Source organism: Alteromonas sp. MmMcT2-5 (assembly GCF_022348315.1).
Classification (GTDB): Bacteria; Pseudomonadota; Gammaproteobacteria; order Enterobacterales; family Alteromonadaceae; genus Alteromonas; species Alteromonas macleodii.
In genome coordinates this window covers 1-23999 of sequence record NZ_JAKRFB010000001.1, presented here as the reverse complement: position 1 = coordinate 23999, position 23999 = coordinate 1, and the positions used below count along the sequence as shown (strand labels likewise).

The 23999-nt window shown below is 44.7% G+C and carries 26 protein-coding genes, 1 tRNA gene and 1 pseudogene; 11 read left to right on the top strand and 17 right to left on the bottom strand.

The genetic code is table 11. The features are described from left to right. Positions 1-75: 75 nt before the first annotated feature. Entirely contained in the window at positions 76-1377 is a 1302-nt protein-coding gene (locus MHN09_RS00140) for a general secretion pathway protein GspB (protein WP_239238494.1), read from the bottom strand. Continuing rightward, positions 1370-2281: an AAA family ATPase gene (locus MHN09_RS00135; RefSeq protein ID WP_239238492.1), complete on the bottom strand. Its 912-nt coding sequence runs from the start codon at positions 2279-2281 to the stop codon at positions 1370-1372. The genes MHN09_RS00140 and MHN09_RS00135 overlap by 8 nt, the downstream gene beginning before the upstream one ends. Positions 2282-2500: 219 nt before the next feature. Here MHN09_RS00135 and MHN09_RS00130 point away from each other — a divergent pair, with 219 nt between their 5' ends. From MHN09_RS00130 to hemW, 6 genes are all read left to right on the top strand, one after another. Beyond that, positions 2501-3682 carry a CCA tRNA nucleotidyltransferase gene (locus tag MHN09_RS00130; RefSeq protein WP_239238490.1) on the top strand — a complete coding sequence of 394 codons (1182 nt, stop codon included), beginning with the start codon at positions 2501-2503 and terminating at the stop codon, positions 3680-3682. 10 nt (positions 3683-3692) lie between these two features. Next, a complete protein-coding gene (locus MHN09_RS00125) occupies positions 3693-4727 on the top strand; it encodes a WD40 repeat domain-containing protein (protein ID WP_239238488.1) in 1035 nt (344 codons plus the stop codon). 274 nt (positions 4728-5001) lie between these two features. Next, positions 5002-5715, top strand: a complete 714-nt coding sequence (locus tag MHN09_RS00120) for a hypothetical protein (RefSeq protein WP_239238486.1) — start codon at positions 5002-5004, stop codon at positions 5713-5715. A 73-nt stretch (positions 5716-5788) separates the two neighbouring features. Further along, positions 5789-7015 carry an ATP-dependent RNA helicase SrmB gene (gene srmB / locus MHN09_RS00115; protein ID WP_014948476.1) on the top strand — a complete coding sequence of 409 codons (1227 nt, stop codon included), beginning with the start codon at positions 5789-5791 and terminating at the stop codon, positions 7013-7015. A 220-nt stretch (positions 7016-7235) separates the two neighbouring features. Further along, positions 7236-7838 carry an XTP/dITP diphosphatase gene (locus tag MHN09_RS00110; RefSeq protein ID WP_014948475.1) on the top strand — a complete coding sequence of 201 codons (603 nt, stop codon included), beginning with the start codon at positions 7236-7238 and terminating at the stop codon, positions 7836-7838. Further along, a complete protein-coding gene (hemW, locus tag MHN09_RS00105; RefSeq protein ID WP_239238484.1) occupies positions 7831-8970 on the top strand; it encodes a radical SAM family heme chaperone HemW in 1140 nt (379 codons plus the stop codon). Before MHN09_RS00110 ends, hemW begins: the two co-directional genes overlap by 8 nt. Positions 8971-9081: 111 nt before the next feature. On the opposite strand, the gene MHN09_RS00100 is transcribed toward hemW, so the two are convergent. The 8 genes from MHN09_RS00100 to MHN09_RS00065 all read right to left on the bottom strand — a co-directional run bounded on the left by MHN09_RS00100 (position 9082) and on the right by MHN09_RS00065 (position 16110). Further along, positions 9082-9876 carry a YggN family protein gene (locus tag MHN09_RS00100; protein WP_014975812.1) on the bottom strand — a complete coding sequence of 265 codons (795 nt, stop codon included), beginning with the start codon at positions 9874-9876 and terminating at the stop codon, positions 9082-9084. Positions 9877-10187: 311 nt separating this feature from the next. Continuing rightward, positions 10188-10760, bottom strand: a complete 573-nt coding sequence (locus MHN09_RS00095; protein ID WP_014948472.1) for a DUF1566 domain-containing protein — start codon at positions 10758-10760, stop codon at positions 10188-10190. Between the two features lie 2 nt (positions 10761-10762). Further along, positions 10763-12541, bottom strand: a complete 1779-nt coding sequence (locus MHN09_RS00090) for a DUF1566 domain-containing protein (protein WP_239238482.1) — start codon at positions 12539-12541, stop codon at positions 10763-10765. 111 nt (positions 12542-12652) lie between these two features. Continuing rightward, a complete protein-coding gene (locus MHN09_RS00085; RefSeq protein ID WP_014948470.1) occupies positions 12653-13165 on the bottom strand; it encodes a PAS domain-containing protein in 513 nt (170 codons plus the stop codon). Beyond that, entirely contained in the window at positions 13165-14160 is a 996-nt protein-coding gene (locus MHN09_RS00080) for a response regulator (RefSeq protein ID WP_239238480.1), read from the bottom strand. Before MHN09_RS00080 ends, MHN09_RS00085 begins: the two co-directional genes overlap by 1 nt. Positions 14161-14527: 367 nt before the next feature. Continuing rightward, positions 14528-15238: an LrgB family protein gene (locus MHN09_RS00075; protein ID WP_014978487.1), complete on the bottom strand. Its 711-nt coding sequence runs from the start codon at positions 15236-15238 to the stop codon at positions 14528-14530. Further along, positions 15235-15636, bottom strand: coding sequence for a CidA/LrgA family protein (locus tag MHN09_RS00070; RefSeq protein ID WP_239238479.1), 402 nt, complete (start codon positions 15634-15636; stop codon positions 15235-15237). The genes MHN09_RS00075 and MHN09_RS00070 overlap by 4 nt, the downstream gene beginning before the upstream one ends. A gap of 138 nt (positions 15637-15774) precedes the next feature. Further along, a complete protein-coding gene (locus MHN09_RS00065; protein ID WP_239238477.1) occupies positions 15775-16110 on the bottom strand; it encodes a LytTR family DNA-binding domain-containing protein in 336 nt (111 codons plus the stop codon). Positions 16111-16208: 98 nt separating this feature from the next. Here MHN09_RS00065 and MHN09_RS00060 point away from each other — a divergent pair, with 98 nt between their 5' ends. After that, on the top strand, positions 16209-16496 hold the full coding sequence (locus tag MHN09_RS00060; protein ID WP_239238474.1) for a hypothetical protein: 288 nt from the start codon (positions 16209-16211) through the stop codon (positions 16494-16496). Positions 16497-16544: 48 nt separating this feature from the next. Here MHN09_RS00060 and MHN09_RS00055 read toward each other — a convergent pair whose 3' ends face one another. The 3 genes from MHN09_RS00055 to MHN09_RS00045 all read right to left on the bottom strand — a co-directional run bounded on the left by MHN09_RS00055 (position 16545) and on the right by MHN09_RS00045 (position 18959). Beyond that, entirely contained in the window at positions 16545-16874 is a 330-nt protein-coding gene (locus MHN09_RS00055) for a hypothetical protein (protein WP_202941078.1), read from the bottom strand. Between the two features lie 154 nt (positions 16875-17028). Continuing rightward, positions 17029-18117, bottom strand: a complete 1089-nt coding sequence (locus MHN09_RS00050) for an MbnH family di-heme enzyme (RefSeq protein ID WP_239238471.1) — start codon at positions 18115-18117, stop codon at positions 17029-17031. Positions 18118-18149: 32 nt separating this feature from the next. Continuing rightward, positions 18150-18959, bottom strand: a complete 810-nt coding sequence (locus MHN09_RS00045) for an MbnP family copper-binding protein (RefSeq protein ID WP_239238469.1) — start codon at positions 18957-18959, stop codon at positions 18150-18152. 82 nt (positions 18960-19041) lie between these two features. Between MHN09_RS00045 and MHN09_RS00040 the strand changes: the two genes are divergently transcribed. From MHN09_RS00040 to MHN09_RS00030, 3 genes are all read left to right on the top strand, one after another. Further along, positions 19042-19602 carry a hypothetical protein gene (locus MHN09_RS00040; RefSeq protein WP_239238466.1) on the top strand — a complete coding sequence of 187 codons (561 nt, stop codon included), beginning with the start codon at positions 19042-19044 and terminating at the stop codon, positions 19600-19602. Between the two features lie 11 nt (positions 19603-19613). Further along, positions 19614-19889 (top strand): hypothetical protein, encoded by a 276-nt coding sequence (locus MHN09_RS00035; protein WP_239220358.1) that lies wholly within the window; start codon positions 19614-19616, stop codon positions 19887-19889. A 110-nt stretch (positions 19890-19999) separates the two neighbouring features. Next, positions 20000-20076: transfer RNA gene (locus tag MHN09_RS00030), tRNA-Ile, on the top strand. 413 nt (positions 20077-20489) lie between these two features. Here the strand turns inward: MHN09_RS00030 and MHN09_RS00025 are convergent. Further along, complete coding sequence (locus MHN09_RS00025) at positions 20490-20780, bottom strand: type II toxin-antitoxin system RelE/ParE family toxin (protein ID WP_239238463.1); 291 nt, start codon at positions 20778-20780, stop codon at positions 20490-20492. Then, complete coding sequence (locus MHN09_RS00020) at positions 20767-21024, bottom strand: type II toxin-antitoxin system ParD family antitoxin (protein ID WP_239238460.1); 258 nt, start codon at positions 21022-21024, stop codon at positions 20767-20769. The genes MHN09_RS00025 and MHN09_RS00020 overlap by 14 nt, the downstream gene beginning before the upstream one ends. A 404-nt stretch (positions 21025-21428) precedes the next feature. On the opposite strand from MHN09_RS00020, the gene MHN09_RS00015 reads away from it, so the two are divergent. Next, positions 21429-22604: an MFS transporter gene (locus tag MHN09_RS00015; RefSeq protein WP_239238457.1), complete on the top strand. Its 1176-nt coding sequence runs from the start codon at positions 21429-21431 to the stop codon at positions 22602-22604. Positions 22605-22805: 201 nt separating this feature from the next. Here the strand turns inward: MHN09_RS00015 and MHN09_RS00010 are convergent. Together MHN09_RS00010 and MHN09_RS00005 are read right to left on the bottom strand one after the other, a co-directional pair. Next, positions 22806-23086: pseudogene (locus MHN09_RS00010) on the bottom strand (transposase); the annotation flags it as partial. A gap of 84 nt (positions 23087-23170) precedes the next feature. Next, positions 23171-23866 (bottom strand): ABC transporter permease, encoded by a 696-nt coding sequence (locus tag MHN09_RS00005; protein ID WP_239238454.1) that lies wholly within the window; start codon positions 23864-23866, stop codon positions 23171-23173. Between the last annotated feature and the right edge of the window lie 133 nt (positions 23867-23999).

The window sequence follows — 23999 nt, the reverse complement described above, 5'->3', positions numbered from 1 at the left end:
CCAGCGAGAGGCCCTTTTTTTAAAGGGCCTTTTTTGTATTTATTGTTAGTGTTTTTTGGAACTAACAGATAGTAATTACCAATCGGTTAATGCTGCCATAGTAAAAATCTCATCTTCGAAAGCAAGCACCACACGTTGCGCTTCAATATTGACGATTTGCACTCTATCGGCAATCCAGTCGCCCTCACCTATTTGACGGCCATTGACTCTCACCCATCTATCGGCAGGACGAGACGCATACATATGCGCGCTAAAGTTCATGGTAGGAAGTCGTGTTAACAAGCGAACGGGTAACTGATCTACACGGGGTAGTTCGTCTTTAACCGTCACCCTTGCTTGCTCTTCAGCGGGTGTATTATCTTGTGCCTTTGAGTCTAGCGCTTCAACGGCAGCATTAAAACGAGCCATGAGTTCTGGTGACACGGATACGTCAGATTGAGACGTAGCTTCATTTAATACTCTCCCTTCATAATTCCCTGAAGTCTCAGTTTGTCTTGTATCCATTGAAGAGCTACGCTCATATCCACTACTTGGCTCGGCGCTAGAACGTTGGGAGACGTCGTTATTGTAGCGATTCTGAGTACCTGTTGTGTTTGGGTTTGTATTTGTGATTGGGTTTGTATTTGGAACTGCACCTAAATCAGTATTTTGCGTTGCAGCTAAGTTGCCAACAGACTGGTTATTTACCATAGCGTTCGCTTGCGTGCCTTGCTGAGCTGCAACGCCGTTACTAACGTTGGCATTTACCGCTGTGTTAGCAGTTTCATTTAAACCTGCGCTTTGCCCACTTCCCTGAATGTTAGAAGATACCTGTTCACTTTTGTGGCTTGAAGTGCCTGGTGCTTCATTACTACTTTGCGTGGCCGTAAGCGCTGAAGCGCCTCCGCTTGCTTCAACCTGTGAAACTGAGCTTTCAGAGTCTGCCACCGGTACAGAAGCGGGTGCAGTTAGCATTGGCCACCAGCGTTTTGCCGTAGCGGCGGAAAAGCCAATGCATAAACCACCAAGAATAACGACGGCAAAAAGCGCAACTTGCTTGGTGTAAAGCTTCCATGCTGACGGAAGCCCTTCTACTGTGGGTAAAAACAAGCTTCGATTAAACTGCTCGTTTAGGGATTTATCAAATTTGGCGGTAGTGTCGTGCTCGCCCCGAAGCAAAGCTTGGGTCTGAGTTCTATGATGAACTGTCGGCGCTATTTCCACGGTTTGCTCAGGATCTATTTCTACCTCTTGCACGCCCATTTCAGACAAGCCCTGCACCATAGCATCGCTTGTCACTAAACCCGACTTTCTAATTTTAACTGGCCCATTTTGCTTGGTAATTTGAACAATCACCATACCGGGCACTAAATTTTCAATGGCGACGATATTAGACATACAAACTCCCTAACCCGTAGCCGAATATGATGGCCAAAACAAACGCCGATGCGAGATACCATTTACGCTGGCTTTGCACGCGCTGACTAACAACATCTTCACCTAGAATTTGCTCTGCCGCGGCCAAGAATATAGGCTTTTGCACAACCGCATGCTGCTTAGTAAAAGATAAGGTTAACGCCCGATCGCACAGCAAATTAATTACCCTTGGAATCCCACCAGTAATTTGATGCACCGCGCGCAATGTAGACTTACTGAAAATACTGATATCACCTTCAGCCACGCTTAAGCGGTGTGCTATGTAAGCACTGACTTCTGGCGCAGTTAAGGGTAGCAGATGATAACGAGCGGTAATGCGTTGAGCCAGCTGACGTAATTCATTACGCTTTAACAACTGCTGTAATTCAGGCTGACCTATCAATACCACCTTTAACAGTTTTTCACGATTCGTTTCTAGGTTGGTCAATAAACGAAGTTGTTCTAGTACTTCGGGCAACAGATGCTGCGCTTCATCAACCATTAGTACCGTATTCATGTCTGACTGATGATTCTCTGCTAACTTAGACAAAATCAAATCGGTGAAATACTTAAGGCTTGCTTTTTCAGGTGTATAAGCCAAGCCTAGCTCATCACAAACCGTTGCTAATAGCTCAAGGGCGGATAAGGTTGGATTCAAAATCATGGCTACCTGCGTATTATCGGGTAGCTGCTGCAACAGTTTTCTCGATACCGTTGTTTTTCCCGTGCCCACTTCTCCGGTGAGCATTACAAAACCACCGCTTTCTCTAAGGCCAAAGGTCAAATGGGCCAAAGCCTCTTTGTGCCTTGGGCTCATATACAAATAATCGGGGTTAGGCGCAATCGAAAAAGGATTGTCATTTAACCCGAAGTAGTTCAAATACATGGTTGCTGAAGCGCCTATCTGTTTTAATTTTTAACGACGATTAAACTACCAGACGCAACCTTGAAGTGAAAGCGCATAACGATGTGGCTACGAATTTTATTTGTAACATTGCTATACTGCGCCTCTGTTACCTTGGGAAGGTTGATTTTCGTTACACGTCAAAAGTCGATGTATTCCCAATCTAAAAAGTATTACTGACTAAAAAATCGTTGGAAGAGCATGCAAATATATCTCGTTGGTGGCGCAGTGCGTGACGCACTGTTAAACAGAAAGGTTGTTGAACGCGACTATGTCGTGGTGGGCGCCACGCCAGAAGAAATGCTCAGCCAGGGTTTTACCCAAGTAGGCAAAGACTTCCCTGTTTTTTTACACCCTAAAACACAGGAAGAATACGCACTTGCACGTACAGAACGTAAGTCAGGAAAAGGTTACACCGGTTTTGTATGCGACGCGTCAAGCTCGGTGACGTTAGAAGAAGATTTGTTACGCCGGGACCTTACCGTTAATGCGATAGCGCAAGACAACTATGGAAAACTCATCGACCCCTATGGTGGTAAAAAAGATTTAGAAAACCGCGTACTTCGCCACGTATCTGAAGCCTTTAGTGAAGACCCTCTACGCGTATTTCGCGTTGCTCGGTTTGCAACCCGCTATGCTTATTTAGGGTTTACTATCGCCACTGAAACCATGGCACTTATGCAGTCTATGGCGCAAAGCGGCGAGTTAAGCACGCTAAGTGCTGAGCGGGTATGGCAAGAAACAAAGCGTAGTCTTTTAGAGAAAACACCGCATGTTTTTTTCACTGTATTAAACCAAGCCCACGGTCTTAATGACTGGTTTACTGAGCTTGAAAGTAACTTAGATACTGCTTTGGCAACATTAAAAACGGCGGTAGATCTAGAAAAGGCTAAAAATGAGAGCTTTGTTAAAGACACGGGTTCAGAAACCCCATTACCTGACAGCAGCAATTCAGAAACCGCTAGGCTGATAACAAGATTTACTGCTCTGCTCTCTCACCTTGGTGAGGAGGATGCGAAGCACTTATGTAGCCGACTGAAAGTGCAGAACCAAGTTAGTGAGATTGTCATCCTTGCCTGCAAATTCAAAGATTTTCTATTGACTATGCAGAACTCTCCCGCCGACCTCCTCGCCTTATTCAATGGCTGTGATGCATGGAGAAGAGAGGAGCGTTTTACATTATTGCTTAGCGCTTTTGCGCCTTATGCTCATAGCAAAGGCGTAGATTGGCAAGAACAACAAAAGCGCATCGAAAATGCATTAGCTGCCGCCAAACAAGTGAACGTGCAAGACATCATTGCCACCGGCGTTAAAGGCCCCGAAATAAAAGACGCGCTTAACCAAGCAAAGTTATCTGCTATTGCCTCGATTAATAATCAATAGTGGTAAAGCAATGATCGAAAGAAAAACGAACGGATGCTTTCTCTCACCTTTAGCGTCACCACTTTTTTATTTACTTTGCACCGTTCTCCTTGCGCTTTCTGGTTGCACTGAAGAGACGCGCGTATTACCTGTTCACGAGTTTCGCTTTACCCAAGAGCCAGTGAGGAATGCTGCGCTTTCAGACGATGCCCGTCTTGCGGCATTCATTTTTGACGATTCCTCTGTTTCTGTTTGGGATGTTGATGAAAAACGAGAGCGCTACAAGTGGCATAGTGACGTGCTTGATGAAGAGTCACTGCACCTCATTACGTTTTCCAAAGACAAGGCATGGTTAGCGCTCACAGGCTATTGGAGCACTACACTGATTAACTTGCAATCAGGTGATGTGGTAGGTAGTTGGCATTTTAGTGGTAAAGATCCCGGCGCCACAGCGTCATCAACTTCCCTATCTCACCATGGTGACAGCGCACTAGTTGGTATGACCGACGGTACCGTATTGCTACTAAATTTTGATAACGGTACTGCATTGCAATACCAGCACAATACAATGAAAGTGCTTCATGTAGGCTATTTTTCTAATGACTATGCGTTTTCTGGAGGGATAGATAAGCGCTGGTTTCTATGGGATTTAGACAAAAACGATGTGTTGCTGGAAAGGCAATATCGCAGTCGAGTTACCGCTTCAGTGCTAGACAATAGAGCTCAGCGAGCTTTTATATCCGATGCGCTGAACAGCCACGAAATTATTGATCTCGCCACCCATGAAGTGATGTCTGAACTACAATTTATGGAACGTTTCCGCTTTTTCCGAAAAGGGTTATTTTTAGAAAACGGTGACTACCTTATGACAACATCACCCAAATCAGTGGTGACGCTATGGCATGCTAACTCTGGCGAAGAGATAGCCTCATGGGAAATTAAACGCTACTCAAGCGAAGCCACCACTCACGCTATTACACTTAACAAGGATGGTGATGTTGTTACCCTCTCCTCTGATGGCGTGCTTCAAAGCTGGGATTACCGCGCACTGGTTACATCACTGTGATATACCTTATGCTTATACCGTCCCTCACAGCCTTTGCCCCACCTTCTTGCTAACAAGTTTTCGTTTACACAACTTAAGCATGTCGCTATTATCTAACTTAGATTACAAATGTAATCCTTAACTATATTTGTGCGTTCTTGTGCAACAGTTGCTCGCTAGTTATTCGTTGCTTGTTCGCAGCTCGTTAAATAACAGCTTCAAAGCGCGCTTCGCTTTAAACAAACGATTCGCCCTTTTAAATGAAAAAATCTGGCATCGGCTTGGAGATTCTTAAGTGAAAAAAACAATAATAACGTACCTTATAACTTTAGCTTTTCCCCTTATAGTTAGTGGATGTGCAAGCCCCCCAACCGTCTACCTTTATGGCAAATATCTTGAGCCGTCCAAAGTTCAAGCCTTATCTGAACAGTTAACGGACCAAGGCTTGAATGTTGAAGTAAACGACTTTGATTTTCCTACATCCGTGTCTACAAATACGTTGCTCTATTCATTGCTGCTACAATCACCAGAAGCAATCGACAATACCACTAGCATCGCAGAGCATGCGGGTTACTCTATAAACCGTGTCCAATCGCTCACTCAAGGCAATCATTGGTATACTAAAAACTCTTTGGCGCTGTTCGTGTTTCCTGACGGCAATCGCCCCCACGGAACCCTCCTTGCCCAAGATCTTATCCATAGCTATATCGCCAATGGATGTGGTAACGGCGAGCGCCTCACGCTGTATAAAGACGGTACGTATACCCTCACACTTCAAACGCCCACATCTTCAGAAGACGTAAAGGGTAAATGGAAGTATCGCCAGTTTCCTTACCTAGAGCTTCAAGAACCAAATTCACCGTACGCCAACTACTACTTCGAAATTTCACGGGTTGAAAGTGAGGATAAAGTGAGTAAGCTCGATTTGACGCACTTGCACTTACTTAACGCCAACAGTACCAACCCGTTAGCATCAGAATGTGTATTTACCTACGGTGTGCGAATTTAACGCCAGTTTTTCTCAATGTTTTGGTATAGCAATGCTACAATACGCTCCATTCATTTAGAGCGTTTTTTATACTATGACTTTCGAAGAACTCGAATTAGACGAAGCACTGTGTCACGCAGCTGCCGATATGGGGTTTGAAACTCCAACTAGCATTCAAGAACTGGTTATCCCGCATGCGTTGGATGGACGAGATATCTTGGCCTCTGCTCCTACAGGTACTGGTAAAACAGCCGCTTTCTTATTGCCTGCATGCCAGTTTTTACTTGATTATCCGCGCAGACAGCCTGGTGCTACACGTATTTTGATCCTAACGCCTACCCGCGAGTTAGCGCTACAGGTTTACGAACAAGCCCTAGCCATAACAAAGCATACACAAATTGTGTGCGGGGTAATAACCGGTGGTATTAACTACGGTACCGATAAAGAAACCTTAAGCAAGAATCTCGATATTCTTGTGGCCACGCCAGGTCGTTTGCTTGAGCATATCGAAAAAGAAGCCGCAGATTGCCGTGATATCGAGTGTTTGATCCTTGATGAAGCTGACCGCATGTTGGATATGGGTTTCTCAACGGTAGTTAACCAAATTGCTGCCGAAGCGCGCTGGCGCAAGCAAAACCTATTGTTCTCTGCCACGCTTGAAGGCAAAGGCGTTAAGACTTTCGCTCATGACATTCTTAACAATCCTGAAGTGATTGAAGCGAACCCATCGCGCAAAGAGAAGAACAAAATTCATCAGTGGTATCACCTTGCTGACGACATGAATCACAAGCAAGCATTGCTGGTGAATATTTTGAAGCAAGAAACAACGACGTCAGCGGTTGTGTTTGTGAAAACCCGCGAACGCCTGCAAATGCTTAAGGACTTCTTAGCCTCGAAAGATATTCCAGTGTGCTGGCTACAGGGTGAAATGCCACAAGACAAACGTATTGCAGCGCTAGCCCGTTTCAAAAGTGGTGAAGTACCTATCTTGCTGGCAACGGATGTTGCTGCCCGCGGTATTGATGTACCTAACGTGAGCCATGTTATTAACTTCGACATGCCGCGCAAAGCCGACGTTTATGTTCACCGCATTGGCAGAACCGGCCGCGCTGGCGCCAAAGGTACTGCAATATCTTTGGTTGAGGCCCACGATTTTGACATGGTAGCCAAAACCGCACGTTACATGGGCGAACCACTTAAAGCTCGCGTTATTGACGAGCTACGCCCCAAAAACAAAACGCCTAAAATTGGCCCGAAAAAGAAAAAAGTAAAGGCCAAAGACAAAGCCAAGGCAAAAGCTAAGCCTAAAAAGAAAAAGTAAAACTCGAGCACGTAGAGGGTGAGCGATGCGATGGCCGAAGGTTGGGAGTGGCTTTCGCAAACACGCGGTAAACACATCCATGTGCGCTCCGCTGCCGCATCCCTGCGGCAGAGGGTTTGCTCAAACCACTCCCAACCTTCGTCCTGAATAACCTAAAGTAACCCGATGAATGTGCTCGAGCTTATTTCAGGAGCAAAGAAAAAACGAGGAGTCTGGCACAATGAAATTCCCAGAAAAAATTGTTTTAGCCACAGGTAATCAAGGCAAGGTGCGAGAGTTTGCATCCTTATTTGCAGATTACGGCGTAGACGTTGTGGCGCAAAAAGAATTAGGTGTATCTGATGTGCCTGAAACAGGTACAACATTTGTTGAAAATGCCATTATTAAAGCGCGTCATGCGGCACAAGTAACAGGCCTTCCTGCTATTGCTGACGACTCAGGCTTAGTGGTTGACGCCCTTGGCGGTGCACCCGGTATCTATTCAGCCCGCTATGCTGGCGCTGATGCAACTGATGACACCAATATCGACAAGCTATTAGCTGCCCTAGATGGCGAAACCCAGCGTAAAGCGCATTTCTTCTGTACATTAGTGTTTATGCGCCATGCTGACGACCCAGTACCATTAGTTAGCCAAGGTAAATGGCAAGGCGAAATTTTAACTGCTCGCTCTGGTAACGACGGTTTTGGTTACGACCCGGTATTTCACGTGCCAACTCATGGCTGCACTGCGGCAGAATTGGAGAAAGCCGAAAAAAACCGTATTAGCCATCGCGGCAACGCCTTAGCGATTTTGCTTGATAATATGAGAGCGACTTTTGCGTAATCCACCGCTTAGCCTTTATATCCACATTCCTTGGTGTGTTCAAAAGTGTCCTTACTGTGATTTTAACTCTCACGGGCTTAAATCTGATTTACCCGAGAAAGAATATGTGGCGCACCTGCTGGACGATTTAGCCATTGATGCCAAACGCATTGGCGACCGCCCTGTCGAGACAATCTTTATAGGCGGTGGCACGCCCAGTTTGTTTTCAAGCGAGGCCATGGCTGACATCTTAAACGGCGTCAAACAGCGGGTTAACTTAAGCGACACTGCTGAAATAACCATGGAAGCCAACCCAGGCACCGTCGAGGCAGGTAAGTTTGCGGGCTTTTATCAGGCAGGCGTAAACCGAATATCGGTGGGCATTCAAAGCTTTCAGCCGAAGCATTTAAAAGTGCTAGGCCGTATCCACGATGAGAGCCAAGCTGAAAATGCGGTAAAACAAGCACACAGCGCAGGGCTACCTACGTTTAATATAGATCTCATGCATGGTCTACCTGAACAAAGCGTAGAGAATGCTATGGCAGATTTGAAGCAAGGCATTGAGCTCACGCCTTACCACTTGTCGTGGTACCAGCTTACTATCGAGCCAAACACGCCTTTCTATTCAAAACCACCAGAGCTACCTGACGACGACATTCTGTGGGAAATACAGGAAAAAGGTCACAGCCTCTTAGAGCGTGCAGGCTATCACCAGTACGAAATTTCAGGCTACGCCAAAGCCGGGCACCAATGCCGCCATAACCTGAATTACTGGCGTTTTGGCGATTACTTAGGCATTGGATGCGGTGCGCACGGGAAGATTACCGATGCCGCTAACGGCACAATTCATCGTACCGTTAAAGTGAAGCATCCAAGAGGCTATATGGAAATGAGCCGCCCGTATTTAGATACGCAAACGCTGGTTAGTGCAGACGACCTACCGTTTGAGTTTTTTATGAATAGGTTTCGTTTAGTTGAGCCTTGCCCGATGAGTGATTTTAGTGACTTCACAGGTACTGAGTTAACGGATGACGTTAAACGCGCACTGTCTGATGCTCATCACCAAGGGCTGCTGTCTATTTCAGATAGTCACTGGCAGGTAACCGCTAAAGGACGTAGATATCTTAACTCTCTACTGTCGTGTTTCGTGTAATCTTGCCCTTTTGAGTCAACCAAAAAGTTAGATCAAAAAAGCCTGCTCACGCAGGCTTTTCTGTCTTAATCAGTCTTTAACCAGAATTAGTACACGTAATACTTATTTCAACTAGTTTTCACTCTTATCATGTCGCGTAATGATATTGTAAGGCTTGAATGCAGGCACACTTGCTCGAAGGTTCTCTTCCGCTACGTCTAAGCGTTTGAGCTTTTCACAAAACCACTCGGCCTTTTTACGCAATGTCGTAGCTTTATCACCCACATCAAGGTGCTCGCCCACGTTATTAAGCTGACGAGTAATTTCCGCTACTTTCTCTTGATTTACTTCGCCACTTCCGGTGTTAATGCCGCTGATTGCCGATAATATACCGCCTACTGAGGTAGAAATTGCTTCCTCAAGCTGCGCTTCAATTTCACTATCCACGAATTCATCAACGCTTTCCAGTGATCCTGGGCCAATAAAATAATGATTACTGGCATGCCTGAATTTATCTTTCACGCGGTTTTGAACACGCTTCATAGCAGCATTCAAACGCTCGTAGCTGTCGTGATCACTGCCTACTAAGCCTAGGTAAACATGCTCAATGGTATCAATAGCTAAATCTACACCTTCGGTGGCCAAAATAATCATTTTTGGTACTACATAGTGTAACCCTGAAGAATACTCTTCTAGCCACTGCCGTTCTTGCTCATTCAAGGTTTGCCAACGTCCACCTACAAAAAGCTGGTTTTGGTCATTAATCTGAACTACGGTGCGGGTTTTATCCATTACGCGAAGCTGTTCGTTATTAACGGCAATACCGTAAGCAAAATCGATATTACAGGTATATTCAGCCTGCGCCGATGTGCTAAGTCCAGCGAATAAACAAATTGTAAAAAGGGCAGCCTTAAGGCTCGATATCATTTTCATACCAACATTGTGGCTAGCTTACTGGGAAATAAAAAGCCATCATGAGTCTAACGTGCTAAAAATCAGGTTGAACATGTCGATATTATCAATCTACTCAAAACGCAGCTTGATACTAGAGACTGTAGACTTTTGTTATTCACCAAAGGTCAACAGGCTCTAAGCAAGAGTGTCGATTTTCTTTAAAATTGACGTTCAAACCAAAAAAACAAAGCACGCATTATAGAGCGTGCTTTGTTGATAAAAAGTCTAAGGGTCAGATACTAGACGAAAGACTAATACGAAGCGGTGTAGATCTTTATCTACACCTATTCGTTGGTGTAGGTGCGCACCAGTCGAACGTAAATGAAACGGTCTTTCTCTTTAATCGAATGGCTCGCATTAAAGAACGCAACAACCCAGGCTCTGTCTGGATCATCTGCCGAGGGGGTAGAAGTCCAAAAATCATCCGGAGGCGTAGCTGGGAAAAGGGAGCTATTAATCGCCGGGCGTACGCAGTCGCGTTCCGTTAAGGTGGCCAACTCTTTAACGTTGGGCAAGCGCCATCCTAGCAGGTCTTCGTTACTCGCCTGCTGCGCAAGTTGTAGCGCCTGCTGCCACGTATACTTCACCGCTTCACCACTGCATGTTGAGCCGTCCCAAGTTTGCCCTTCGGAACATCGTCTCCATACTAAATCTGTGGTGGTATCCAACAAAGTACTGGTAGTCACTGCTTCAAAATTATCGTTGGGCGTGGTTTCTAGTCCGTCAGACAGACACTCTTGGGCGAAAGCTGAAAGCGATGCACTAGCAAGCAACGTCGAGGCTGCAACCATTTTGAGTGTAGTTAGCACTGCGCTTTTCAGTACGCGTTGAGCGGATTTATTAACTTTATTGCTCATGACTATCTCCCTGCTCTTACAAGACGAACACGCGCCGCTGATGACTTATTAAGAAAGTTATCGACACCTGAATCAAAATCCAATGCCCATGCATTTTGTGCATCATCACTGTTTACCCCATCAGCACTTGGCACTGAGGTCCAATACCATAGGGGCTCGGTAGAGACTGCACCGGTGTTAGGAAAGTAATCTTCATCAATGGCCACGTCGTCGGCAATGCCTAAATGCATTAACGAAAAGAGTTCATGGTGAGTAGGTAGCCGCCAGTCGTAAAAACCACACAGCCCTTGTGCGTTAACCGCCTGTACATATGCAGAGGTATTACAGCTGGTTAATAAGCACGTTGCATTCGCGCCTGTCTGGTCGCCCTCAAAACCGCCATTTACCTCTTCGCTGTACCAAGAATAGGTGTAGTCTTTATCTTGAAATGCCCCATCGTCAGTTTTAACTTCCCACACCAATCCTGTCACATTGTCACGAACGCACGACCACGTATCTGCGCTGGCGTCTTGTTCGTCGCCATTGGCATTTAAACGGGTAAAGTCGAAGCCGGCTTTACCACGCCCAGCTTTTTCAATTAAGCCATTCTGTTCAATAATATCAGCTCCGCGTTGTCCGTCTTGGCCAGGAAAATCATTTTGCTGCGCCTCTGTTAACGCATTATTGGTGGCTTGCTGCAAAAATCCCGTGTCGTTCAATAGCGGCGTCGGCATGGGGCGTATTCTAACGTTAATGGTGTCTTCAACACTGTTGTTGTTAGCGTCTGTTACAGTAAGTGTATAGGCCACCACAGTCGCGGTGGATACGGAAGGGGCAATAGCAAACGTAGATAGTGCATCGTTGTCATCTACCGGGCGAGCTGCCACTCCCGTCGTTGCCCCATTGTTAGATGTAACGTTGTTACTGCGCTCCCAAGAATAAGTAAGCGGTAAAGCACTGGGAATACTGGTGCTTGCTTCACCATCCAAAATAACCACCTCACCACTGAAAACGCCTTGCGAGAAGCCTGCATCAACCACAGGCAGTGTCTCGGTTTCAGACTGCACTGAGATTGTCACTGTGTCTACGTCGGTTGCACCTTCGCTATCAGTTACTTCAAGTTGAAAAGTGAGTTCCTGAGACTCGTTAGCGATAGGCGTAGTAATTGTTAAGGTAGAAAGGTTCGTTTCCACCCCCGTAATAACGTTAGTGCCGCTGGTTTGAGACCAAACATAATCGGCAATTTCGCCATCGGACGTAGATGAGTCAGTATCGCTGCTTCCCGTGCCATCAAAAATAATTTCAACGCCGCCTGGGAAAGTATTCGCTGGCAGACCTTCCCACGCAGGCACATCAATACTTGCTTCCGGCGCTATGTTTACCGGCGCAACAGTAATTACCGTGAAGTCACTAGCCGTATTACCGCTTTGATCGTTTACCGAGACGGTAAGCGTGTATTCAGTGGCGCTATTAACTAACGGCGCAACGAAGCTCGCTGCAGAAGCGCTGGTGTCTTCGTGTGTAATGGTCAGCGATGGAGACGCGCTCCAGTTGTACGTATACGTGCCATCACCACCACTCACTTGTGCACTTAGTGAATAGGTCACGCCTTCCGTTACGGTAGCGTTAGCGCCTGCATTAACAACTAAGTTGCCATTGCCAGATCCCCCACCACTAGAGTCACCATCTCCGCCTCCGCCACCACCGCAGGCTGCTAGAATGAAAGCACCACCAATAACTGCAAGCCCGCGTATTACGGTGCGAGGAAGGTAGCTTGAAAATGAAGACGAACTTGATTGCATACGTACTCCCATCGCACTCTGTGCTGCTGTTCTATGCTCAGTGCGAGTAAAAACTTGATGTAGATAGAACCGCAAGATAAACAATATACTCTCACGGGTTACACGTAGCGGTTATAAGAAGGTTTTCTTTGCTCTATCTGATTGTGAGCTTGCTTCTTGCGCTTCAGACACTGTTACTTGTAGCGCTTCTAGCTGCTTTTTACCTACCGCTACATCAGTCATGTCGTAAATCATCATACTGATAAAATCCACCTTACCCGTCGCAGAAGTAAGAGGAGAAAGTGTGATGTTTTGGTACATGAATGACTCACTACCTGTAATCGGCCGGTAGTTTGGAAACTTGAACAAATAAGGGCGTTGTTCCCATGTCATAAAGGCACGGGTTTTTAGGTCGAAAACGGGCTTAGCTTTCTTAATAAACCAGTCTTGTTTGATTGCGGGAAATAACGAAAATAACGTTTTGTCTCTTACTTCACTCGGCAAAAGCCCACTGTGACTTTCCATAAAACCGTTCCACACTTGCACTGTGAAGTTGCGGTCTAGTACGACAATGCCAACGTCTACCGTTTGCAGCATGTCCATCATCCAGTGAAATTCTTGTAACTCATCTAAATGCTGGCTCATTAAAAATCCTCCAACAAGTGGGCGAGTTTAGAATTCATCATTTTCATAGACTCTTCCGTGAACAACAAAATCAAATCACACTGAACATTGTAGCCTTCCAAGCCATAGCTAAGCTCAATCGCCAACGTTCGCTTCCACTTTATTTGGTTCATGCTGATAATTTCAGTGATGGCACGATGTTGACCAAGTACAATGGGGTGACCTTGGCTGAAGTTAATGTCCATTTGATGGGCCAGCCCTGTTAAACAGGTTCCAATCAAAATACTCGCAGCATCCATAAGCAGCTCTAACTGAAGCTGATCATCAACTTCGCCTTCTACATTGAGTATTTTAGCCACGTCGTCAAAGCTTGAGTCGCTCAAAATACACAACGCCTCACCACTAACACCTGGCCCTAAGAAGCCTTGGCATACGGCGGTAACTTGCTCATGGCTCTCAATATCAGAAAGCATCATATGAAGTTCAGACACTTCAATTAAATTAACGTTGGGAATAGGCAGTTCAACAAACACGTTCATGGTGCGGGCTAAATGATCCCCCGCTTGCCCCATAGCTATGTTGGTGATTTCTTGGTAACAATCGCGAATTTCAGGGTCTAGCGGTGAAACTTCTTCCGGCTCTTCCTCTTCAACATGAAGAATGTTGAATTTATCTAGTACCTCGGCCAGCTTCTTTGGATCCACCGGCTTTCGAATAAAGTCCAAAGCGCCAAGCGATGTCACTCTTTCATGAGCTTCAGGCTGAATATCACCAGATACAACAATAACTTTGGTTTTAAGACCTTGTTTCTGAATTGCTTCTAATGTGCCGTACCCATCTAAAACGGGCATATTGAGGTCGAGCAATAGAAGATCGCCCTTTCCTTCAGCAATAGCCGATAGAGCATCTTGACCATTCTTCGCGAAATGTACGGCCACTTCCCAATCTTGAGGAAGGCATTTAGCCACTTGCTTGCGCGCAACTAACGAGTCGTCACATACGAGTACAGAAAACATTAAGTTCTTTTACCACCTAGCTTTTGAAACCAGCTACCGCCGGTATTTTCTAGCAATTTCAACTGTATCGGCACAACTATGGTGAACTGAAGTAACGATTTGAGTTAACTTACACTTCGCAGTAACCCGGTTACTTTTTGTTTGAATAGATACCATGCATATAGTGATACGAAACACCTCACTAAGAAATAGCACTTTTGGGGAATATTGCCAGCACATTTTTACTTACAAACATTAGGGCGCGTTGATTCTTTGTTACGCGCTTCTTACAGCATCTTGTACACCTTTTAGTCAAGACAGGTGATTGCAGGTCTGGTCAGACTAAATCACAACGAATAGGTAGAACGCCAAGTTACGAGAAAAGCTCTCAAACAAAGAAACCAAAAATGACAGGTAATGCCAACGCAGTAAATATACCATTTACACAAAGGCCCAGAGTCGCCATCGCCGCCACGTCTTCCCCCATTTGAATAGCTTTGGCTGTACCAATTGCGTGGGCCACTGTGCCCATAGCAATACCTTGCGCCTGACGATTTTGTACATTGAGGACCGCAAACACACCAGTAGCCACAATGGCTCCAACTACACCCGTCACAATGACAAAAACGGCAGCCAATGCGGGAATGCCGCCAACCTGCGCACTCGACTCCATAGCAAGGGGCGTGGTGATTGATTTAGCTAACATGGTAATTTGTATTGCACGCGGTGCATCTAGTGCAAACAAAGTAAGCCAAGCGGTGAAAGGCGCGAGTATGCCACCAAAAGCAATACTCGCCATTAACCGCCAGCCGTAGTGCTTTAGCTTTTGCCATTGTCTGTAAATGGGTAGTGCTAATGCCACAGTGATAGGCCCTAGCAACCAATGCAACAAAGAAGCCGCCTGTTGATACTCAGTAACCCCTGTTTCAGTTAAATAAAGGCCAGCTGACACAATCAGCGCGGTAACGACAATAGGATGTGCTAGCGGGTGACCTTTGCATTTTTTGTTCACCCAAAGAGCAATAATGTAGCCAATTATTGAAACGCTAAGCCACAGTAACCCCGTTAAGCTAAATGCTTGATGTAGAGCCTCTTTCATTCTTGCTCCCCACCCTTGCTTGCCACATCTGAGCCGCTGCCGCTTTTGCTGTTAAACAATTGCTGCGAAAACCAAGCGGTTATCCCTAAACTTATCGAGGTCGTTACAATAATCGCGATAGCAATGGCAAGTGAGTTGGACTGAATGTCAGCCCAATAAATAGATACGCCAAGTACAGCAGGAATAAACAGTAAGGACATATGCTTCAAGGGAAAAGTAACAAAGCGCGCCGTGTGAACCTCAAGCTGAGGAAAAAGAAAAAGCATCGCGAGTAAAAGGAATAAGCCCATTAATGGCCCTGGAATAGGAAGGCCACTCACATTAACGACAACAAGCCCAAGATAATAAGCAGCAAACACTAAAACTGCGCCCACTATCATGTTTCTTACATCTCGCACTATCGCTCCTTATTAGGCCTTGCAGGTCCTAGTACTTATTCCCAAAATTCAGTGAGTAAGTGTAACGATAAGCGAGTTAGAGCACCAGCAGTACCATGGTCGTATAGTAGAATGTTGCACTGAAATGCGGTTTGTCGTTCAGTCTGTCAGCCAAAACTGATAGTAATACTTGTGAGTAATCTTGAACGCTTCGCCACCTTGCATGACAACTCGCTGCCGATTAAGTCTTTGTTCCAGGTGCGCGATATGTTTTGCGTTGACCGCCACAGAGCGGTTACAGCGTTTAAAATTCTGCTCTCCCAAACGCTTAAGTAATTCACACAAGGTAGTACGGACAACGTAGCTTTCTGATAGCGTTTGAACACACATGTAGTCACCTGCAGCTTCTATCCATTTAATCTCTGCTGGATTTAAGCAACACCACCCGTTTTCAGCGCGTATCCCTACAACATTTGGCTGAACACTTTTGTTCAATGCTGGCGCAATATAGCTAGAAGCGCAGGTTCAGACACCCCATATTGTGCACAAAGTCCCTTTACCAGCATATTGAATTGAAAGTCCCGTTCATAAAAATGGTACAGCTATTCGGCTCAGCAGTGGACGTGATTGATGAACATCCCTTGTTCGGCAGCATAAGCTACAATCAAGAAGACTTTAATAGCTGGTTCTGTTCAGAGTTTATTGCTGAGGGGTTGGAGACTGCAGGTGTTGTAAGTGGCGTAAATGCATCGGAAGTCACGCCAGTGGACATCTGCCGGTTTAATATTTTCAAAAAGCGTTACGTACAACTTAAGGGAAAAGGAAGGGTAATTGGAGGGTTCAATTCACTTAAGGCAGATAACTGGGGCCAGATTGCCTAACCCCATCAATTAAAAACACATCTACCCCAATATGGGGTAAAGTGTGTTTTAGAAAATGCTGTCTTGGTGAATCTTAATAAACATGCTCGTCCCAATTTTAGAGTAATCGATTTTATACTCTTTCCCATTTAGGGTTTGTACGAACAATAATATTTTTTCGTCGCCAAACACATCGCTAGTAGTTACATCTACTAGTTCCATGTCCATCATCTTAGCATCGCGCTTGTTTTCAGGCACTTTGCCTTCGTACTGCTTAATACCTTTATAAGTAACAAGAATTGGCGGATGTTCATCACCATTGATCACCAATAGATCTAATTTTCTTATTTTATGAATGATGGTATTTCGACCACTTGTAATGAAGGGTTTTTCAGTCATTCTCATCTCCGCGACCGCTCACCTGCTTTATAGTTATTAACAAAGAATGTAAGTGATTGAGTTTATCACGATGTTAACAATCAGCACATAAGCATTTGGTTGATATATGTGTGCAAAGTATAAACATAAATTACACAAAATGAGCAATAAATCGCTAATTTTTGCGTGTAGTGTGTGTTTTTACAAATTGCTCGTCGGTTAAACTGCGCAAAAATGCAACCAACGCCGCCTGTTCATCTTCAGAAATCGTAAAGCCTTTTATGAACGGACTGCGATAAGGGTTGGGGCTTTCAGCCAGATTTCCCCCACGAGCATAAAACTCAATGACTTCATCAAGGGTGGCAATGCTGCCATCATGCATGTAGGGCGCAGTAAGGGCAATATTGCGCAAAGTAGGTGCTCTAAACCTCCCCATGTCTTGTTTATTGTGGGTAACGCTGTAAAGTCCCATGTCCGATTCTGGATAACTGCCCTTCCCATCTTCGTTATACAGGCCTGTGTTGTGGAAAGGCTGAGCCGCAAAAGGTTGAAAACTATGCTTAGACGATTGAGTAAAGTTCAGACCTCCGTGGCAGTGAAAGCACTCAGTGCGCTCTGAAAAAAACAGATTCAAACCTTCAAGCTGCTGGGCGGTTAGTGCATCGTCTTCTTGAGCGTAAGCGTAGTTATCAAAAGCACTGTTAAACGACACTAAACTTCTTACGTAGCTAGCAAGCGCCTTTACAATATTGTTTAAATTGGGTGTGTCATCACCATAAGCCGCTTCAAAAAGCGCTCGATATTCGCTGCCCTCAAGGCGCTTTAATATACGCTTTTCATTTCCCGTAACGCCCATTTCCACAGGATGTTCATTAAAAAGCGGGATCATCAGCTGCTTTTCTATACTTTCTAAATTGTTATGCGCCCAAGTGAAGGATGCATTATAAGCCACGTTTACTAGCGCTAATGCGTTACGGTTTAGCGCGTCTCCGTTCGCGCCCACTGAAACCGTCTTAGGTTCAGAGAAAGCATGCTCTGGTTCATGGCAGCTGCTGCATGAAACCGTGTTGTTAGCACTTAAGCCCTTATCAAAGAAAAGCTTCTCTCCCAAAATTACGCTTTCTTCGGTCACAGGATTGTCTGCGGGAACGGGAGGCGGTGGAATATTATGAGGCAAATTCCAAGTGTAGGGCGTGGGCGATTTACTGCACGCTCCTAAAATCATTGCAACAAGAGCGATAATTGCCGCCTTGGAAGGGAGCAAAGCTCGCCTTCTAGTGCCAATTAAGAGTGCCGCTACTGCCACTTAATCCAAGGCCTGTGCACTAAATTCTTAATAAGCTTTTTACAAGGCTCAGTTTCAGGAGACTCGAACATACAGCTTGGCGCTTCGTTTATATCAACTTGCGCGACAATGTTAGACACCGATACTTCCAAATCTAAATCAGTATCGAGCTGGGTCATCGGCAGAATAAACTCCACCCGGTTTGTGAAAGCACACGATTTTTCAGGTGGCCTGACTGCTGATTCAGAATCGCAACCCACGCTACCTAAATGATAAGACCATTTGCGTGTTTCCTCTGAGCCTTTAGACACATCCAGTCGCAAAAACTTATGACCGTTTTGCCAACTCCAAAACATTGTACTGTCATTCAATGGCGAAGGCTGTGTAAGCGGGTTAGCGTGATTATCGTCGAAGGGAAGACCCATAGTGAAGCGCAAGTTTGTGGACAGCTTTAAAAGCTCTTCCGATACATCTAATACAATTTTGCTATTGGCATCATCAGGGTTGTTGCACTTATTGTGAAACTTTAGCAATGCTATATTCGGCGTCTGCCATTGGGTTTGTTTAAACTTAACTCGCTGCCACTTACCATCAATGCGCACTTCTGGCTTGCTAAGGTAAAAACCGAAGTAATCTATATTCCATCGCTGTTGTCCAATACTCATGATCATTGGACATGCCCCCGTATCGACTCCCACCAACTTAAACGGGATTTCACCAGGCTCTCTTCCTTTGAGGTTAATGACATCACAGCCGGTTAACGACACGAGCGCCGCAAAGAGTAACGAAGGCATGAAACTCATGCGAAAAGGCATTTTCATTTACGTATGTACTTCCTTTGGATATCTGGTAGTTTTTATACAAACTACCTTTTTCTAATTACACACTTGCGCGGACGACAAGATGAATGCATTCCCATTAACGCTAATAGTGGTGCTTTTAGCATTTGTGAGTCAAGGTGCACAAGCACACACCGACCATGACAAAGCGCGTTTTGTTGCCGAAGACGGCGTGGACGCGGGCAAGTGTGACAACCGTTTCAGGCCCTGTAAAACGTTAAGCTATGCCGTGCGACAGGCCAATGAAGGCGACAAAATTTTTGTTGCTGAAGGCCAATATTATTTCGACAACGCTCAGCATGCACAAGTTCTAAACGACAGTCTTTTACCCGTATTAGGAGGCTTTTCTCGTGAAGATCATTACCAGGCACAGAAGCCTGCCTTGCACAAAACTACACTAGTTAATGTGCCTACCTATTTATCAGAAGCCCTTTATGAAAAAGGGTTCGACAGTATAACTGACGGAAAAGCCGCTTCTTCCCTTCAAGCACAGGCATCATCGCACATGGTCCTTAGTACCGAAGTCAGTGCAAATGAAGCTTCCACAGATGGAACGGCTGCCGGCTTCCCATGCAGTAATATGCCTTTGTTCACGATGAGTTGGACGAGCGACACTTCAGCTTAAATACCCGGGTTATGATTTTTGATATTCCATCACTCACAACACCTATGCTTGCCAGCATTTGGACCAGTGACAACGGCACTATCGATCACAACGGCTACGTAAGAGGTAGACGCTACTATATGTCTAACTATGAGCGTGGCTTAACGGTATTAGACATTTCAGATCCTACCGCACCTGTAGAAGCTGGCTTTTTCGACACCTACCCTACTTTTAACAGCACCAGCGACACCGTTACTGTTACAGTAAACTACAGCTTAGTGAACAAAAATAAAGCAAACAGATCTTAAAGCTACCAGCGAGGCGTGACAAGGCAGATAAAACTGCTTATACTTGCGCTCGCTTGTGGTTGTTATGCATAGCAAATTGCAATAAAAAACTGCACAGCACATCTCAAAATGGCCCCATAGCTCAGTTGGTTAGAGCATCCGACTCATAATCGGCAGGTCCCCTGTTCAAGTCAGGGTGGGGCCACCATTTTTCTACTCTTCGTCGATAGTAACTACTAACCTGTTTTGGTTGGTGCTACCTCTGTGCTACTTATTACTTTAGCACGCAAGATAAGATAAAGAACCCAGATATTTTGAATCAATCTTTTTTAAGATCTGTGCATCGGTTCATGGGTGACATCGCTAGTTTTTAGTGAAAGCTTTCTTTTATTACTGATTTAAACCTCCCCTAAACTAGCTGCATACCATTCAGAGTTGTCCTCCGTACGGTGAGTTACGAAAGAGAGCTCCAACTAAACGATTATTCCAATGTGCTGCATCTATCAAGCGAACTCACAACTAAGCAGACACTTACCTCTTTCATGAAAGCTCAAAACATAGTTTTTGAATGAAATTGAGTGTTAGTATGAAGCCACGTCAATAACGAACTGGACACATTAATTACTCAAAAGCAGTTTTAAGGTTTTCTGCTCTTAGTATTCGCATGACATCAACGCAGTCATTAGAAACGACATAGTAAATAGCATGTTTTCCATACACGCTTCGTCTATACCCCTTACGAATGTGATCAACAGCCTGATAATGCAACGGGTTTTCCGCAATGCTTTGAAACTGAATAATCACCCCATCAACGTATGATTTAGCCTGAGCTAACCCAAAGTTATCAATGCCATATTCAAATAGCTGCTCGAAATCCTGATCGGCAGCACTACTTAATCTATACTTCGCCATTAGTTTGTTTTCTAGCAATCACCGCATTAACAATATCTTCTGGAGAACGAGAGCTAAAACCGCTTTGCTCTGCTTTGATCAGTTCTTGCCTAATAACTTCAACTTCGCTAGTACGCATTTGCTCTTTTCTGATCAAATCTCGTAATAACTCGCTGTCACTAGCATAATTACCAGTTGCAAGTTGAGCTTGCATCCATTGTTCTTGTTGATCAGTTACTGTGATACTTTTCTTTACCATTGCCATAATTTACCTCCAATGAGAGAAATTTCGTAAGGATATAATCCTACTTTATACTACCACAATAAAGTTTAGTTCAGAACTGGTAAGAGTCAATTTGAGTTACACCATACAATTCATAGGTGGTAACAATATCGGAAAGATGGTGGTCATGACCACGTTAAAACACGCACTTATAAAGGGATTACAAACTAGCAACGGGGCCTCATAATCGGCAGGTCCCCTGTTCAAGTCAGGGTGGGGCCACCATTTTTTCTAGAATTACCAATCACCACTCGCTTATATCATGACGTTATCAGCTTTTCTTAAACTTAAAAAAAGCGTCTTTATTAAAACTGTAACACCAAATCTGTAGCCTAACTGCACTGTCTCTTTACCCATAGTTTGGTTCTCCGTAGATGAAGCACACCATGTCACGCCATACGTTTTATTCGCTGACGGTAACCTTCACCATTTTGTCTATTCTTGGCCAACTCTCTACCAGCATTTATAGCCCCTTCTTTTTTGATTTGGCTGCTATATACGACAGCTATGTGGGAATAATTGAAAAAAGCGTGGCCGTGTTTCTTATCGCGTTCTCACTTTCGCAGTTAGTGTCTGGTGTCGCCTGCGACTACCTAAACAAACAAAAGTTTCTACTGTATGGAGTCTTGGTATTCATCGCAGGTACGCTTATGGTGGCACTTGCCACCGAAGAAAATACCTTTCTTGTAGGAAGAGTCATTCAAGGCTTAGGCGGTGGGGTTGGCGTTTCAGTATCGCGCGGACTGTCGCGTCAGATATTTAGCGAAAAGCAGCTGAATGCTTCACTTTCGTTTATCAACATTGCATTCGCTATCGCGCCAGCAATAGCGCCACTAGTAGGTACACAAATTGGCGAGTCTTTCGGAGTTTCATCTATCTTTTATTTTGTACTAGTAATGGGAGTATTCGCCTTACTTTTACTGCTTTCAGTTTCCACCACCCTCAAACAGTATATGCCGACAACCTCAGAGAACGTCTTTAGCGATACTTTAGCGCTTATTAAAAGCACAATGGTGAAAATCGTCTCAGTGGGTATGGCCAGCGGACTACTTTATGGCATTGTGTTTAACTTCATTACCATCTCGCCGTCAATGATAATGCAACAATTCGGACTCACCAAAACTGTGTTCTCGTTATATTCGCTTCTAGCCACGCTGTCTTTTGTGATGGGAAGCATAATCAATATTCGACTAGCCTCTGTTTCACCATTGTTTAAATTCAAGTATTCAAGCTTGTTTATCGCTGTGCTTTCTGTGCTTTTTTGGTTACTTATTTCCCCCTTCGCAATAAAAGGGTTAATGGGTATTTTGACTTATTGCTATATCACCTTTTTTTTTATTGGCATTGCAATGCCCTGCAGCGTAACTATCATGCTTGGCTACTCTGATAAATCCGCAGGTTTTTTAGCGGCGCTAACCGGCTTTTTTCATCTAACAGGGGCAGCAATAGGCGCTTACGCGGTGACCTTAATTTCCCTAGAACCTATCATTTCTTTTTGTTTGTCCTCTTGCGGCTTAAGCGTTGCAAGTATCCTCATCTTTACAACACTGAAGAGGAATTAACTAAGCTCTTGTATGGCAATGCCGTTGTAATGATAAAACGTACAACACTTAAGGTGTCGAATAGTGAAAATCGAGTCGTGTTGTCCATTTGATTTCTAAAATCCATCCCCGTAACGATGAGGCTCCCGAAGTGGTTGGGAGTAATTATTGTCAAAAGGATATTAGAGCGTGTTGATCTTTGCTGTACATATTCGAGTCAATTCACATTGGTAGCCACATAATCGCAAAAGCCAGTGCCACCAAACTATGGTCGTTTCTGGCTAACTTATCATATCGAGTCGCTACGGCTCGAAACCTCTTAATTTTCAAAAAGGCATTTTCGACTAAATGGCGATAGCGATACATCGCCAATCAATATCATCATTACCCGTTTTACTGTTGCTTTTTCTTGGGATGACATGGTTAGCGTTACGACTGCTCACTAAGTCTCGAAAAGCTTGACTGCCGTAGCCTTTGTCTGCAACAACTACTTCAGAATCAGGTGAAGACTCAACCAGAGATTACAAATGATAGAATGATCTACATATTGGGTACCGCGAATTCAACCCCGAAATATATACTAGAACTCAAGTCATGCTGCCGACGGTGCTTTTAAACCTTTTAAGCGCTATAAGATAAAACGCACAGCCAATAGCTAAAAGCGCTAACAACTGAGGATAAACAACACTAATGCCTGCTCCTCTATACAACACGCCCTGGGAAGCCTCCACGAAATGGGTATTGGGCATTAGCAGCATTGCGCTTTGAATGAACCCAGGCATGCTTTCTCTTGGTGTTACCCCTCCAGATAGCAACTGTAGGGGCAGTAAAACTAAGATAAGTAACAATCCGAACTGTGGCATAGATCGCGCAATGGTAGCCATGAAAATACCCATACTCGAAACGGCAAATAATTGTAGAGCAACAGCCACCATGAAAAGCCATATTTCGCCATTAATGGGGACGGATAGTACCCACTGAATAATAAAATAAACAGAAAACAAAGTAGTAACCCAAACCACTACTCCCGAGGCTAATATTTTAGACAGCATAATTTCACTGTCTGAAACTGGCATAGCCAGCAGGTGCTCTATAGTGCCTCGCTCTTTTTCTCTAATAAGCGCAGCCCCAGACAAAATTATGGCGATCATTGTTACCGCATTAATGAGCTCCATCACAGAACCAAACCAAAAACCTTCTAGCGCTGGATTAAATCGGGCTCGCATGATCAAATCGACAGGGTAATCGATGTCGGATTTATAACCCTGTAAATAAGTGTTCACTTCACTGGTGATTATTTCTGTGATGTAACCATTACTGCATATTCCGGCCGGATCTGAACAGCGATTCCGGAAATACTTGAACACTCATTCTGGAATTATTTGAACACTGATTCCGGATTTATTTAGTACAGTT